Genomic DNA, 14,075 nt, shown 5'->3' on the forward strand with positions numbered 1-14,075 from the left:
AAAAAGTTCTGAAAATTCTACACGTTTATGTTTAATAAGAGTTGTCATCTTAAGTTCTTTCCTTAATTTGTGCATAAGACGCTTTACTTTCGGCACTTGTCAAATCAAGCTCATCAAGCTTAATTTTAACATCTATATGCTTGTCGACATCGAGTTTGGACAAAAGTGCTACCGTCTCAACGTGCTTGGTATGAGGGAACATGTCCACAGGAGTCACGCGCTCAATGGCAAACCCGCTGTCGAGAAGAACCTTGAGATCTCTGGCTTGTGTCACAACGTTGCAGCTCACGTATACGATTTTCTTCTGAGCTAGCTGAGCTGTTGCCTTAAGGAAGGTGGGCGTTGAACCTGCACGAGGCGGGTCAAGAATAATAACGTCAAAGTTCTGACCTTCTTTTGCTAAAGCTTGCATGTAGCGAGTGGCATCGTCGCAGATAAACTCAGCATCAAGTTTATTGTTTCGAGCGTTTCTGCGAGCCATCTGAATATTGTTTTCAACCTGATCAACACCAGTGAGCAAGAGGTTGATGCCCTGAGCTTCGGCGGCGTGCGCCAAGCAAAGTCCAATGGTTCCTGTGCCGCAGTAAGCGTCAAGAACTCGCAGGTTGCTGGCTTGAACAGAGGTTGCTGCTTGCACGGAGGCGTCGGTCAGCGTAGTGCTGTCCTGCGCAGTGCTGCCCTTCTCGGAGCCAGAAAGTGCACCGTCGATGGCCAACTGATAGAGAGCCTCAGTTTGCTGAGGGTTGGTCTGGTAGAAACTGGTTGGGCCAATCTCAAACGTGCAGCCCAAAAGCCTATCGCTCATAGATGTTGAACCCCAAAGCAGACGGGTTTCTCGCCCCAAGATTGCGTTGGTGCGCTTCTGGTTGACGTTCAAGAAGATGCTGGTCAGCTCGGGGTGCGCCTTACGAAGCGCAGCAATAAACTCCTGCTCATGAGGCAGGTGCTGGCCGTTGACCACCAGTACCAGCATGACGTCGTTGGTGGCATATCCGCAGCGAACCACGCCATGGCGAAGTGCTCCCTTGCCGCGATCCTCCTGGTAGGCGTGAATGTTGAACTGGCCGGCAAGATAGGCCACGTCGTTGAGGATAGCGCGAGCTCGACCATCTTCTACCAGGCATTCCTTTGAAGCAATAATCTTGTGCGTTCCGCTTGCGTAAAAACCGGAGCGAACCGTGCGGCCCTTGCCCGGAGCAAATGGCGTTGCCGCCTTGTGGCGATACGCCAGAGGCTCATCCATTCCGCGGATGGGCTCGATAGTTACGTTATTGATGCTTGCCAGCGGGGCGAGAAGTTCTTCTACCTGCGCTTGCTTGCGCTTAAGTTGGATAGGATAGGGGACCGAAAGCCATTCACAGCCTCCGCAGCTACGCGCAATAGAGCATGTTGGTGTCTTGTATCCCATAGTTCCTCTCCAAATCTTGGGTTACTACTATACCGTTTGCGGGCTTAAATGGCACGTTGAGGGGATTGTTGTATCTAATATGTTTCATTTTTTGTATCGTTTCCCGTTTGTCTAGAAAACCGTTAAGCTAACAGGCACAGTATTTTGGCGAGACAAAAGAGGTGGACTATGGCTCTCATCAGCAAAATTGGTATTATCGGCGCTAATCATGTTGGCGCACATGTTGCAAACGCCCTACTTTACCAGGGACTTGCAACTGAGCTCTACATTAGCGACACAAATGAGGTCCTCTGCAAGGCTCAGGTAAACGACCTGCTGGACGCAATGCCATTTTATCCACACCCTGCTCGCGTCTATGAGCTTGATGACCGTTATGAGGAGCTTGCTGGTTGCGACATTATTGTTAATGCTGCTGGCCACATTGAGGCTGCAGCAGGTAGTCGTGATGGTGAGCTCTTCGTCACCACTGACGAGGCCAAGAAGTTCGCTAAGCGCATTGCAGACGCAGGCTTCGATGGCGTTTGGGTCAACATCGCAAACCCCTGCGACGTTGTTACCACTGAGCTCCAGTATCTGACCGGCGCTGATCCAAATAAGGTTATCGGCTCCGGTACCACGTTGGATTCCGCTCGACTTCGCCATGCGCTTTCCGGCGCTACCGGCTATCCAGCATCTTGCATCAACGCTTGGATGCTCGGCGAGCACGGCAACGGCATGTTTGCTTGCTGGTCGCACGTTTCCATTGGCTGCCTCACCCTCGACGAAGTTGCAGCTCAGACAGGCAAGACCTTTGACCTCCCAGAGCTTGAGCAGGCTGGTCGCATGGGCGGATACGTTACCTACAGCGGTAAGCAGTGCACCGAGTACTCGATTGCAAACGGAGCTGTCGAGGTCATCAAGGCCATTGTCCACGACACCAAGCTGATCACGCCAGTCTCCACGCTGCTCAACGACGTGTATGGCGTTTCTGGCTTCTACTCTTCACTTCCTGCGGTTATCGGCGCCAATGGTGTCGAGAAGGTCTTTGTGCCCGAGCTCTCCGACTCCGAGATTGAGGCATGGCGCAAGTCTTGCGAGCATGTCAAGGGCAACATTGAGCAGCTCGGCTGGCTTGAGGTAGACGCTCGCATTGACTAGCGTGACGCACGCCGTGCTGGTCGTGGCTGCGAGTCAAATCGCGCTGCAAGCTGTGACCAGGTAATAGTGCACACCGAACACACCTTGGGGGCTTCTCCCGAGGTGTGTTTTTGTGCAACCGAGCTATTCTCCACCATCTTTTGATTGCCTCTAGTTATGAGCCTGAAAACCGCATCAAGTCTGAGTAAAACAGCTCAGACATGGCGAGCAAAACCGGCAAATAGCTCAGACTTGGTGCACTTTTCCGGCAAATCGTTCAGACATGGCGAGAAAATCAGGCTCCATAAGAGTGCTCATGAAACTAACCTCGGATTCAAAAGTTACGTCACGAAAGGTCTGCCTGAAAAGTGCAAAGAATCTGTGTTTGGGACACAGATTCTTTGATGAAATCAGGCAGAATCCACCGATTCTTTGATGTTTTCAGGCAAACGTTACAGATTCTTTGCAGAAATCAGGCGCGCTTAGTCCAAGCCTTACAGATCGGTTACTTTTCTCGAAGAGACGAACTTCTCGCCATGCGCCGCATCAAGCGTTTTTCTCACCGCTCACCTCTCGCCGCGCGCCGAGGCCAACAAAACTACCGCCTTACCTGCGATTTTTGAACAACATTTAAATAAAAATTTCTATTGACTTGTAATCAATGTGATATCACAATGATGCCAACAGAAAGCTCATTGTCACAAAGGAGATCTTATGAGCACCGAGAAAATCATTAAGTCCAAGAGTGGTTGGCTGTTCCTGCTGATTACCATTGCTCTTTTTGCAGTTGCAGCCCTGTTTTTGGCTAATTTTGTACTCAGCGCTATCGCTGCAGACAGAAATCCTCGCCTGGACCCATCGTTCCCAAGCATCATTGGTGCGCTGGTATTCTTCTTTGCAGGTTTGTTTGTTTCGAGCGGACTATTCAGTCTTCAGCCTGGTCAGGCAAAGGTTTGCGTGCTGTTTGGTAAGTATATTGGCACCGTTAAGGACGAGGGCCTTCGTTGGGCAAATCCTTACTACGCCAAGACCCTTTCTACAAACGTGGGTGACCTCTCTTCTCTCGCTGCAGGCGTTACTCCCAGTGTAAACGTGCACACCTCCATCATTTCCACTCGTGCTCGCACGCTGAACGGCGACGTCCTCAAGGTCAACGACCGCATGGGTAACCCAATCGAGATCGCAGAGGTTGTTGTTTGGCGCGTGAGCGATACCGCAAAGGCTCTTTTTGACGTCGACGACTACGACAGCTACGTTACTATGCAGGCAGAGACCGCGCTTAGGCATGTCGCGAGCATCTACAGCTACGACCACATGGAGGACGAGTCCGAGTCCAACACCGCAATTACTCTGCGCTCCAACATCGAGGAAGTCTCCGAGGCGCTTCAGTCTGAGCTGAGCCGCAACCTTTCCGTCGCTGGTATCACCGTTGACGACGCTCGCCTCACGCATCTCTCCTACGCTCCTGAGATTGCGCAGGCAATGCTCCGCCGCCAGCAGGCAGAGGCAATCATCGCTGCACGTAAGAAGATCGTCGAGGGTGCCGTTTCCATGGTTGATATGGCTCTCACCCAGCTCTCCGAGAATGGCGTCGTTGAGTTTGACGAGGACCGCAAGGCTGTCATGGCTTCCAACCTCATGGTTGTTCTCTGCGGCGAGTCCGAGGCTCAGCCTGTGCTTAATACCGGTTCCTTGCAGCAGTAAAGCATGGCGAGAAACCCATGGCACCTCGCAAACAATATCCACTTCGTGTAGCTCCAGAAGTCTGGGAGGCGGTTGAACGCTGGGCGCAAGATGACATGCGTTCAACTAACGCTCAGGTAGAATGGATTTTGCGCGATGCTCTGAGAAGGGCAAAGCGCTCTCCAAAAGTTCAAGACACTCGTGTGAACAAGATAGATAAATTGGAAGAAGGAAACTAACATGGCCGACAATATTCCACAGCCACCTGTTCCTAACGCTCCCGTACCTCCCGCTGCTCCTGCTGCTCCTGCGGCTCCCGCCGCGTCAGCCGCACCAGCCGCACCTGCAGCTGCCGCTGCGCCTGTGTCTGCGGCTTCTCCCGCACCGGCCCCAGCCCCAGCAGCCCCAACACCAGCGGCTCCTGGCGAGGTTGTTCCCGTGTTGAGCGTCCAGCACTTTACCAAGAAGTATGGCTCCAAGGTAGCTGTTTCTGACCTTTCGCTCGACGTTATGCCTGGCGACATCTACGGTTTTATCGGCCACAACGGCGCAGGTAAGACCACGCTTATCAAGTCTATCGTTGGTGCTCAGCCATTTGAGGGCGGCGTCATTTTTGTGGATTCAAAGAATGTGCTGGTTGACCCTGTTGGCTCAAAGCAGGTCATCGCTTACGTCCCAGATAACCCAGACATTTACGAGTTCATGAGCGGCATTAAGTACCTCAATTACGTCAGTGACATCTTTGGCGTTCCTGCAGAGAACCGCGTCGAGCGCATTACTACGTTGGCCAACCGCTTGGGCATCACTGATTCCCTGGCAAATGCTATTGGCAGCTACTCTCACGGCATGAAGCAGAAGCTGGTTCTGATTTCCGCCCTGCTCCACGAGCCAAAGCTCATCATTTTGGACGAGCCATTTGTTGGCCTGGATCCAGCAGCAAGCTTCGAGTTGAAGAAGATGCTGCACGAGCTTGCCGACCGCGGATCTGCCGTGTTCTTCTCGTCACATGTTCTTGAGGTTGTCGAGAAACTCTGCAATAAAATTGCAATTATTCGTCAGGGCAAGCTTCTTGCTGCAGGTAAAACGGACGAGATTCGAGGCAATGCTTCTCTTGAGGAAGTCTTCCTTGGTCTTGAAGCTGGCGCTCCTGGCGTTTCTGCCGAGATTGCTCAGGATATGGCTACTACAAAGGACGGTGCCGCTGTTCAGCCAGTCATTCCTGGCGCACCTGTAGCGGCTGCACCCGCCGCGCCCGCAGCAGCACCAGCAGCACCCGTCGCACCTGCCGCACTAGCAGCACCAGCCGCACCTGCAGCCCCAGCCGCGCCTGCAGCACCAGCAGCACCTGCAGCGTCCGCCGCACCTGCAGCGCCCGCCGCACCTGCGGCTCCAGCAGCACCTGCAGCACCAACCGTGCCTGGCGCACCAGTGCCTCCAGGTGCTCCAGTTCCTCCCTCCTTCCCTAAGGAGAACTAGTCATGGCAAACAATGTTCCACAGGCTCCTCAGCGCCCCGATGTGCCTGAGCAGAACCTGCAACTATCAGGAGATGTCTTTATTCCAGCTCAAGTAAGTGCTGGTCAAGTTCCTGTTCTCGATCGCTCTGAGCTCAAACTGCCTTCCAATCTCAAAGTGTTTTGGATGCTGCTTAAGGTTCAGATCACCATGATTTGGACTACGCAGGTTATAGGTGCTCGAAAGAATTTTGAGAAAAAGGTTGGCGCAAACGCTCTGCCTATTGTCGGTGGTATTTTTGTAGTTGTTGGCACGCTCTTCATGATGGTTTACATTTACGGCATTGCTACAACTCTAGCCATTGCTGGCTTCACAAGGCTGCTTCCTCTGGTAGGAATTCTTGTTGGCGCTCTACCTGGTATTATTTTGACGTTTGTAAAGGCCAATGGCGTGCTTTTTGCGTACAAGGATTACGACTTTATCATGTCGTTGCCAATCAAAAAGAGCACCATTATCTATTCTCGCGTAGCTGCTCTTTATGCTGCAGAGGGTATCTGGTCTATCACCATTATGCTGCCAGTCTTTTTGGCTTACTTTAGCTTTGAGGCAGTCACGCTTCCACGTTTGATTGGCGCTTTGTTTGCGCTTCTTCTTGGACCTAACCTTGCAGTTTCTGCTGCAATTCTCTTGGCTTTTGCGGTTGCAGCCCTTGCTGCAAAACTGCACTTTAAGAACTTGGGAATGGTCATTGGCGGCGTTTTTGGCCTTTTCTTTATGGTCGCGTATCTGTTCTTTATCTTTACGGTATCTTTCAACGCGGACAAGTTTGTCCCAGGTGTGGTGGATAACTTCCGTGATACCGTCTTTAACGTTGCAAGTTCAGTTGGCGTAGTTTATCTTCCATCACTGTGGATTGCGGATTTCTTTAATTCTGGTTCCCTTGTTAGCTTCTTGCTGTTTGCGCTGGTCTCTGTTGGAGCTCCTGCGGCAATCGTGGCAATTATTTCTCGCTTCAACGACCGCATTAATGCGCTGGTAAGCGAGGATAAGGTTCAGAAGAAGTTCACTACCAAACAGATTTCCACCAAGTCCGCGACGCCTTTTGTTGCTCTGATTAGAAAAGAGATTCAAACCATCACGGGTTATCCAGCAGTCTTTATAAACATGCTTTTTGGCTGCTTGTTGATGGTTATTCTCGCCTTTATTTCTCTGTTCTTTAGCACGTCGTCTATCGTGGCCTACTTTGTTCCTGCATCCGAGGTTCCGCGCTATCTACCTTTGGCAAGAACCATCTTTGGCATGGTAACCACCTGGTTTGGCACCTCGATGTTCTGCGCTGCCAACTCTGCTGCCATTTCATATTCGCTGGAAGGCCGCTCAAACTGGCTGATGGCAACTATGCCTGTATCTTCAAAGCAGATTTTTGGCGCAAAGATTGCCGTGAACATGCTTTACGTGCTCATCTTTAGTGTTGTGACTCAGATTTTCTTCCTGATTCCTGGTCACATCACCATTGAAACGGCGTTGAGAAACGTCATTCTGCCGCTCTGCATTGTGTTCCTGGTGTCTAACGTTGGCCTGGCCATTGATATTCGCCGACCAAACTTTGACTGGACTTCTGTCATCGATATCACCAAGAGAAGCCTTTCGGTCACCGTATCTTCTCTTGCGGGCACGCTGGGCTCCATGTTTGTCATCGGTGGAACGTTCATGATGATGATTGTTCCGGTTATCGAATCATTTAGCTCGTCAACGGGCGTGATTAACGAGACGCTGCCAAACATTATCTTTGTCACGCTGTCGCTGGTGAACGCAATTATCGGCTACCTGATCTTTAACAACACCGTTCACCGAGGAGTTAGAATCTAACTTTTGTGATGCGCTGCGTCGGCCCCATGGAATTCCATGGCATCTACCTGCGGTAACATCACAAATTCTTCTGTCGAGAAGAAACTTTGAGGCACCCACCGTATGTCGTTTATCGAATGGTGGGTGTCTCTTTTTGTGCTTTGCGGTACGGTAGGGTGGCTAGAGGTTTTCTTGTTCGGTAAGTAGCAGGAAGGGCCGAGGCATATCGCGCTAGACTCGGGCGCGTACTATCGGCTGACCTTCTCGGCTGCTTGCCGCAGTCAGAGGAGGCATCATGGCCGAAAAAAATGTTTCTAAGGTAAAGAATGTGGTCCTGGTGGGCCAAGGTGGCGTGGGCAAAACCATGCTTGCCGAGGCAATGCTGCATCTGACGGGTGCAACCACTCGTTTAGGCGGCCACGCAGGCACAAAGCCCACGCTTGATTACGATTCACAAGAGTCAGAGCGCGGATTCTCTATCTCTACTACTATCGCACCAATTACCTGGGAAAATACACGCATTAACGTGCTTGACGCACCGTGCTATCCTGACTTTGTGGGTGACGCCTATTCGGCAATGAGCGCTGTTGAGACTGCGCTGTTTGTTGTTGATGCAGCTAGTGGACCTGGCACTATCACCACCAGGCTTTGGTTTGCTGCCGAGGACCTGTCTCTCTGCCGTGCACTGTTTATCAACCGCCTGGATCGCCCTGATGCAGATTACGAGACCGCGATGGCTATGCTCCAGGATCGTTTTGGCTCCTCGCTTGGTGCAGTGACCATTCCCATGGGTTCTGGCGAGGCATTCTCCGGCATCATTGACGTTGTCCATCAGAAGGCTCGTAAGCTGGTAGACGGCAAGCCTGAGGTCACCGATATTCCTGCCGAGTTCCAAGCAGAGGCAGAAGCTGCCCGCGCCGCTCTGACCGAGCTGGTTGTTGAGGCCGACGATGAGCTGATGATGCGCTACCTCGAGGGCGGAGAGATTACGCAGGAAGAGCTTGAGGGCCTGCTGGGTAAGGCCCTTATGGAGCGCATTTTTGTTCCTGTCTTCTCCGGTTCTTGTGTCCGCGAAGAGGGCGTTATCTCCCTGCTTGATGCAGTTGATGGCTGGTTCCCAACTATGTCAGACTTTGGCCGCATTCCGCTGGTGAACGGCGAGCAGCTTGATATTTCCCCTGATGACGAGCGCCCCGTTGCGTTTGCCTTCAAGTCGCTGCAGGATCCACAGAACGGCAAGCTTACCTTTGTAAAGGTGCTTGCAGGTACTGTTTCTGCAGGTTCCGAGCTTATCAACGCTCGTACACGCAAGCCCGAGCGCCTTTCTCACCTGTATCGTATGTGCGGCAAAGACACGGCTGACGTCAGCACCGCTGCAGCCGGCGACATCGTAGTAGTTCCAAAGCTCGAGGCCATGACGGGCGACACGCTCTCCGTTACCGGTAAGGTTGAGGCTGCCGCGTTCAGGTTCCCCAACTCCCTGTATCGCACGGCTATTGAGCCTGATGAGCGCGGTACCGAGGGCAAGCTCTTCGCGTTCCTGGAGAAGGCCGCCGACGCCGATCCAACTCTTAAGGTTGAGCGTGACGAGGACACCGGCCAGACCATTGTTTCTGCAATCGGCGAGGCACAAGTAGCCGTTCTTCTCGAGCGTCTTGAGCAGCGAGCCGGCGTTTCCGCACATAAGGTTGCGCTTCGCATCCCATATCGCGAGACGATCCGTCGAGTTGCAAGCGCTCAGGGTAGGCACAAGAAGCAGACCGGCGGCTCTGGCCAGTACGGCGACTGCTGGCTGCGCATCGAGCCAAACCCAGATGCAGGCTACGAGTTTGTGGACGAGATTGTTGGCGGCCACATTCCACGCGGCTTCATCCCCGCTATTGATAAGGGTGTCCAGGAGACCATGCGCGAAGGCGTTTTGGCTGGTTATCCTATGATTGACGTTAAAGTTGCTGTTTACGAGGGCTCTTACCACCCCGTCGACTCCAACGAGATGGCATTTAAGACCGCTGCTCGCATTGGTTTCCAGAAGGCTGTTGACCAGGCAGAACCCGTTCTCTTGGAGCCTATGGCTCACCTGGAGATTACCGTTCCAGACAGCTACGCAGGTTCCGTCATGGGCGACGTCTCCGCTTCCCGCGGTCGCGTTGAGGGAATGTCTTCCGGCACCGGCGTTTCCGCTGGTGAAACCACCATTAAGGCCACGATTCCATACGCAGAGGTTACTGATTACGCTACAAGGCTGAGGTCCCTCTCGCGTGGAACGGGCGAGTACACCGTTGAGCTGGCAGGATATGAGCAGGTGCCACACGACATCCAGGCTCGTCTTGCTGCCGAGTACGCCGAGCGTCGCGCCGCCGGCGAGCGCTAACCTGCAGGTACGTCGGGCGCAGCACGCGCCGCGAGCGCGGCGCCGCAGGTAGATAATGAGTTTCAAGCAAGAACCCTCGCATCTTTCAGGTGCGAGGGTTCTTTGCGTTCCTGTAATGCGGTTGGGCGCCGGCTTTTAGGCTTGGCGTACAAAATGGTGCAGCTTTGCCTCGCCTCGCTGAAGAACTGTCATGTTTCTAGTCAAGATAATCGGACGACTGGGGCTTATTGTTTGACATTTAGAGAGCACCAATACCCGGTATACATTTCTATGCATAAACTTCAATTAATATGCTGAATAATGAATAGACATATATAAGGAATTTAACCATCGGTAAATTCCGTATCTAAGGAACACACCTAAGTCGGATAATCTGCACAATTGCGGGCATATTACACACCAAATGAAGATATTCTGCATGCCTAGCCTATTTTCGGCGTCATGTATACGTCTTTTTGACAGATTATCTGACATAGGTGTGTTCGGCCATCAGCAAAACAGTGCAAGTAATTAATGATGTTGCCCGTACGATATGGTTGACCGCGGATACAAGCTTCTAACGTGCCCCACTTACTCATGTGGCTTATTTTACGCCCGTCAGTATCATGTATTGCCCATCTGGGTACGTATTTGAAACAAATCAATTAAAGAAAGGTCGCACATGTACCTAGAGAATATCAATGGACCAGAAGACGTAAAGAAGCTGGACGCAGAGGCTCGTGCGGTACTTGCGCAGGAGATTCGCGACAACTTGTTGGTCATGGAGTCAAAGCACGGCGGCCACTTTGGTCCAAACTTTGGCATTGTCGAGGCAACTATCGCGCTTCATACCGTGTTCAATTCGCCCGTTGACCATATCGTTTACGACGTCTCGCACCAGACGTATCCCCACAAGATGCTCACCGGCCGCAAGCAGGCATACATGGATCCTGCGCTTTACGACTCGGTGTCTCCTTACACTGATCCCGCCGAGACCCCGCACGACCTCTTCAAAATCGGCCACACTTCCACGTCAATCAGCTTGGCGCTTGGCCTGGCAAAGGCTCGCGACATCATAGGCGGCAAGGAGAACATTATCGCAGTTATCGGCGACGGATCCATGTCCGGTGGCGAGGCGCTTGAGGGCTTGAACGTTGCCGGCGAGCTGAACAGCAACTTTATCATCGTCTTCAACGACAATCAGATGTCCATCGCCGAGAATCACGGTGGCATGTACGACCAGTTTGCTGAGTTGCGTCGCACCAACGGAGTTGCCGAGAATAACCTCTTCAAATCGATGGGCCTGGACTACCTGTATGTCAATGACGGTAACGACATCGAGGCTCTTATCGCCGCATTTGAGCAGGTAAAAGGCTCAACCCATCCGGTCGTGGTCCACATCAATACGCTCAAGGGCAAGGGTTACACTCCCGCGGAGGCAAACAAGGAGAAGTGGCACTGGCACATGCCGTTTGACATCCAGACTGGTCAGAGCCCTGCATCCGGTTCTTCCGAGTCGTATGCCAGCATTTTTGCAGAGTATGCCCTCAAGCGCGCAAAGACTGACCCAAAGTTCTTGGTGCTTATGTCGGCTGTTCCTGGCCTGCTTGGTCTTACGCAGGAACGTCGAGAAGAGCTAGGTAAGCACTACCTTGACGTGGGCATTGCCGAAGAAACTGCAGTTGCAATGGCTTCCGGTGCGGCTCACGCGGGCGCACATGTAGTTTGGGGCTCAAGTGCAACCTTCATCCAGCGCACCTACGACCAGCTAACTCAGGACCTGGCGCTCAACCAGAATCCTGCGGTTATCGTGGGATCCGGCTCTATTAGCGGTTTGATGGCCGCCACCCACCAAGGCCTCAGCAGCATTTCCATGATCGCAAACATTCCTAACATGGTGTACCTCGCGCCATCCAACGCCGAGGAGTATATCGCCATGCTCGACTGGGCGCTTGACCAGGACAAACACCCTGTCTACATCGCAATTCCTTCCGGTCCTGTGGTCCATGCCGAGGGGCCCGTCCGCACAAATTTTGACGCCCTCAACACTTACGAGGTCACGCGCGAGGGCTCCAAGGTGGCCGTTTTTGCCCTGGGCGATTTCTACGACCTTGGCGAGAAAACCGTTGAGGCCCTCAGCTCTACCTTGGGAATTGAAGCCACGCTGGTCAAGCCATACTTTGCCTCGGGCGTTGACCAGAATCTGCTCGACAACCTGGTAAAAGACCATGACGTCATCGTAACTATTGAGGACGGCATCATCGAGGGTGGCTGGGGACAAAATATAGCTAGCTACCTGGGAACTTCTTCCGCACGCGTGTTGAACTATGGCGTCAAGAAGGCTTTCTACGACCGCGTCAACATCGCGGGTCTTATGCGAGAAAGTCATCTGGATCCCGAGCTTATTGCCGCAGACGTTAAGCAGGTGCTGGGTCTGTAGGTGGTGCGTCGCAGCTCCGGCGCCATTGTCCGCATTTCTCGCCATCACATCAAAACTGCAACAAAAAAGAGGGGCCGCACCTGCGGTCCCTCTTCTGTTTCAAGCAAATGTGCCGTTGCACCGCGTTGTCGCGTCGCAACCTGCAGCTGGAAGCTTAAGCCTTAAGAGCGCGGCCCATAGCGTCAGCCTGAACGATAGCTGCATAGAGCTCGTCAGGAGTGACGTCGCCAGCAAGGTTGTGGATGGTCTCGCCAGGAACGCAAGCAGCCTCAGCGATCTTCTTGATCTGCTCGTCAGTGGTGATGCCAACCTCCTCGAGGGTAGTTGGAAGACCAACCTCAAGGCAGAAGTCCTGGACCTCGTCGAACTCCTCCTGAGGAACGCCCTCAAGAACAAGCTGGACCAGGGTACCAAAAGCAACGCAGTTGCCGTGAGGTGCGCTGTGGCCACCAAGAGAGGTGAGGCCGTTGTAGAAGGAGTGAGCTGCTGCGCAGTTGACGTTGTCAGCGCCGACACCACTCATGTAGACAGTTGCCTCGCAGATAGCCTCAAGAGCTGGGGTTACAACGTTGTTCTCGCAAGCCTTAATTGCCTGTGAACCGTAATCGCGAAGGGTGAGGTAGCACTCCTTAGCAATTGCCATACCAACGCGGGTAATGCCGGTTCCCTCGAGGGAAGGAGACTCGGTGCGGATGGATGCGCGGCCCTCAAAGTAGGTGCCCAGTGCGTCGCCCATGCCTGCTACCAGGAAGGAAACAGGTGCGTTAGCGATGATCTGGGTGTCGACCATAACTGCATCTGGGTTCTGTGGGTAGAAGAGGTACTTGTCAAAGGAACCGTCATCGTTGTAAATAACGGAGAGGCCGGTGCATGGAGCGTCGGTAGCTGCAACGGTAGGAAGAATAACGATGCGCTTACCAGCGTAATATGCGGTTGCCTTTGCGGTGTCAACAGCGCTGCCGCCGCCGATAGCGACGACTACGTCGATGTTGTCCTCCTCGACGATAGCCTTCATGCGGTTAATCTCGCCGTTGGAAGAGATGCCACCGAAGACCTCATAGCGACGGTAATAGTCACCCTTGCCCTCGAAGCTCTGCTCGATCATGTCGTGGGTTGCTTTGTAGCCGCTGTTAGAGCAAACAAACAGGAAGCGCTTTCCCATGTAGCCCATCTCTTTTTCGAACTCGAGACAAGCATTTTTGCCCTGAACATACTTCAGTGGCTCACGCATTGCGCGTAGCATTTTCATAGGTTCCCCTCTCCGGATACGTTTTAGACCTATGTAAATTATGGTAACACTGTCAAAAGAACATAACAGCAAAGAAAATATTTAGATTCGGACAAAGTGAAAATCTAGATTCCAGCACGGAAAGAATTTAGATTCGGACAACTTCTGGAAAGTTTACGTGAACATACATTCACTAGCCAGCAAATGATATTCTTGTAGTGTCAAATTTTCGCACTGTGGTCTTTGGAGGACACATGCTTAGTTCTGTCGAAATCAAACCCGATGTCTACTTTGTAGGCGCCCTTGACTGGAACGCTCGCGAGTTCCACGGCTACACCACTGAGCAGGGCATCACCTACAATGCATACCTTATCCTGGACGAGAAGGTCACGCTCATTGACACCGTCAAGCGCCCATTCTCCGAGGAGCTGGTCGAGCGCATTAAGAGCATCATCGATCCAGCAAAGATTGATGTTCTGATCTGCAACCACATCGAGATGGACCACTCCGGCAGCGTTCCTCGCATTCTGGAGCTTGCGCCAAACGCC

General features: G+C 52.7%; 9 protein-coding genes and 1 pseudogene. 8 read left to right on the top strand and 2 right to left on the bottom strand.

What is annotated here, in order from left to right:
• Positions 1–49: 49 nt before the first annotated feature.
• The gene (locus RWJ96_RS06345; RefSeq protein WP_314019535.1) at positions 50–1,408 is read right to left on the bottom strand and encodes a class I SAM-dependent RNA methyltransferase; all 1,359 of its coding nucleotides are present in this window, start codon (positions 1,406–1,408) and stop codon (positions 50–52) included.
• 168 nt (positions 1,409–1,576) lie between these two features.
• On the opposite strand from RWJ96_RS06345, the gene RWJ96_RS06350 reads away from it, so the two are divergent.
• The 7 genes from RWJ96_RS06350 to RWJ96_RS06380 all read left to right on the top strand — a co-directional run bounded on the left by RWJ96_RS06350 (position 1,577) and on the right by RWJ96_RS06380 (position 12,299).
• Entirely contained in the window at positions 1,577–2,545 is a 969-nt protein-coding gene (locus RWJ96_RS06350; RefSeq protein ID WP_314019536.1) for a lactate/malate family dehydrogenase, read from the top strand.
• A 693-nt stretch (positions 2,546–3,238) separates the two neighbouring features.
• Positions 3,239–4,228, top strand: a complete 990-nt coding sequence (locus RWJ96_RS06355; RefSeq protein WP_314019537.1) for an SPFH domain-containing protein — start codon at positions 3,239–3,241, stop codon at positions 4,226–4,228.
• Positions 4,229–4,245: 17 nt separating this feature from the next.
• Positions 4,246–4,446 carry a hypothetical protein gene (locus tag RWJ96_RS06360; protein WP_035428195.1) on the top strand — a complete coding sequence of 67 codons (201 nt, stop codon included), beginning with the start codon at positions 4,246–4,248 and terminating at the stop codon, positions 4,444–4,446.
• Between the two features lies 1 nt (position 4,447).
• On the top strand, positions 4,448–5,683 hold the full coding sequence (locus RWJ96_RS06365; RefSeq protein WP_314019539.1) for an ABC transporter ATP-binding protein: 1,236 nt from the start codon (positions 4,448–4,450) through the stop codon (positions 5,681–5,683).
• A gap of 2 nt (positions 5,684–5,685) precedes the next feature.
• A complete protein-coding gene (locus RWJ96_RS06370) occupies positions 5,686–7,530 on the top strand; it encodes a hypothetical protein (RefSeq protein WP_314019541.1) in 1,845 nt (614 codons plus the stop codon).
• 274 nt (positions 7,531–7,804) lie between these two features.
• Positions 7,805–9,880, top strand: a complete 2,076-nt coding sequence (locus tag RWJ96_RS06375) for an elongation factor G (protein ID WP_314019543.1) — start codon at positions 7,805–7,807, stop codon at positions 9,878–9,880.
• Positions 9,881–10,541: 661 nt separating this feature from the next.
• The gene (locus tag RWJ96_RS06380) at positions 10,542–12,299 is read left to right on the top strand and encodes a 1-deoxy-D-xylulose-5-phosphate synthase (protein ID WP_314019544.1); all 1,758 of its coding nucleotides are present in this window, start codon (positions 10,542–10,544) and stop codon (positions 12,297–12,299) included.
• A 154-nt stretch (positions 12,300–12,453) separates the two neighbouring features.
• Here RWJ96_RS06380 and RWJ96_RS06385 read toward each other — a convergent pair whose 3' ends face one another.
• Positions 12,454–13,548, bottom strand: coding sequence for a glycerol dehydrogenase (locus RWJ96_RS06385; RefSeq protein ID WP_035428190.1), 1,095 nt, complete (start codon positions 13,546–13,548; stop codon positions 12,454–12,456).
• A 233-nt stretch (positions 13,549–13,781) separates the two neighbouring features.
• Here RWJ96_RS06385 and RWJ96_RS06390 point away from each other — a divergent pair.
• Positions 13,782–14,075 (top strand): annotated as a pseudogene (locus RWJ96_RS06390) (FprA family A-type flavoprotein); the annotation flags it as partial.

Origin of the sequence: Lancefieldella parvula (genome assembly GCF_963547875.1) — a bacterium.
Classification (GTDB): Bacteria; Actinomycetota; Coriobacteriia; order Coriobacteriales; family Atopobiaceae; genus Lancefieldella; species Lancefieldella parvula_D.

Bases quoted from the DNA above. Each gene is read 5' to 3' on its own strand.
- RWJ96_RS06355 (WP_314019537.1), top strand. From the start codon at position 3,239: ATGAGCACCGAGAAAATCATTAAGTCCAAGAGTGGTTGGCTGTTCCTG.
- RWJ96_RS06370 (WP_314019541.1), top strand. From the start codon at position 5,686: ATGGCAAACAATGTTCCACAGGCTCCTCAGCGCCCCGATGTGCCTGAG.
- RWJ96_RS06365 (WP_314019539.1), top strand. From the start codon at position 4,448: ATGGCCGACAATATTCCACAGCCACCTGTTCCTAACGCTCCCGTACCT.
- RWJ96_RS06375 (WP_314019543.1), top strand. From the start codon at position 7,805: ATGGCCGAAAAAAATGTTTCTAAGGTAAAGAATGTGGTCCTGGTGGGC.
- RWJ96_RS06360 (WP_035428195.1), top strand. From the start codon at position 4,246: ATGGCACCTCGCAAACAATATCCACTTCGTGTAGCTCCAGAAGTCTGG.
- RWJ96_RS06350 (WP_314019536.1), top strand. From the start codon at position 1,577: ATGGCTCTCATCAGCAAAATTGGTATTATCGGCGCTAATCATGTTGGC.
- RWJ96_RS06380 (WP_314019544.1), top strand. From the start codon at position 10,542: ATGTACCTAGAGAATATCAATGGACCAGAAGACGTAAAGAAGCTGGAC.
- RWJ96_RS06345 (WP_314019535.1), bottom strand. From the start codon at position 1,408: ATGGGATACAAGACACCAACATGCTCTATTGCGCGTAGCTGCGGAGGC.
- RWJ96_RS06385 (WP_035428190.1), bottom strand. From the start codon at position 13,548: ATGAAAATGCTACGCGCAATGCGTGAGCCACTGAAGTATGTTCAGGGC.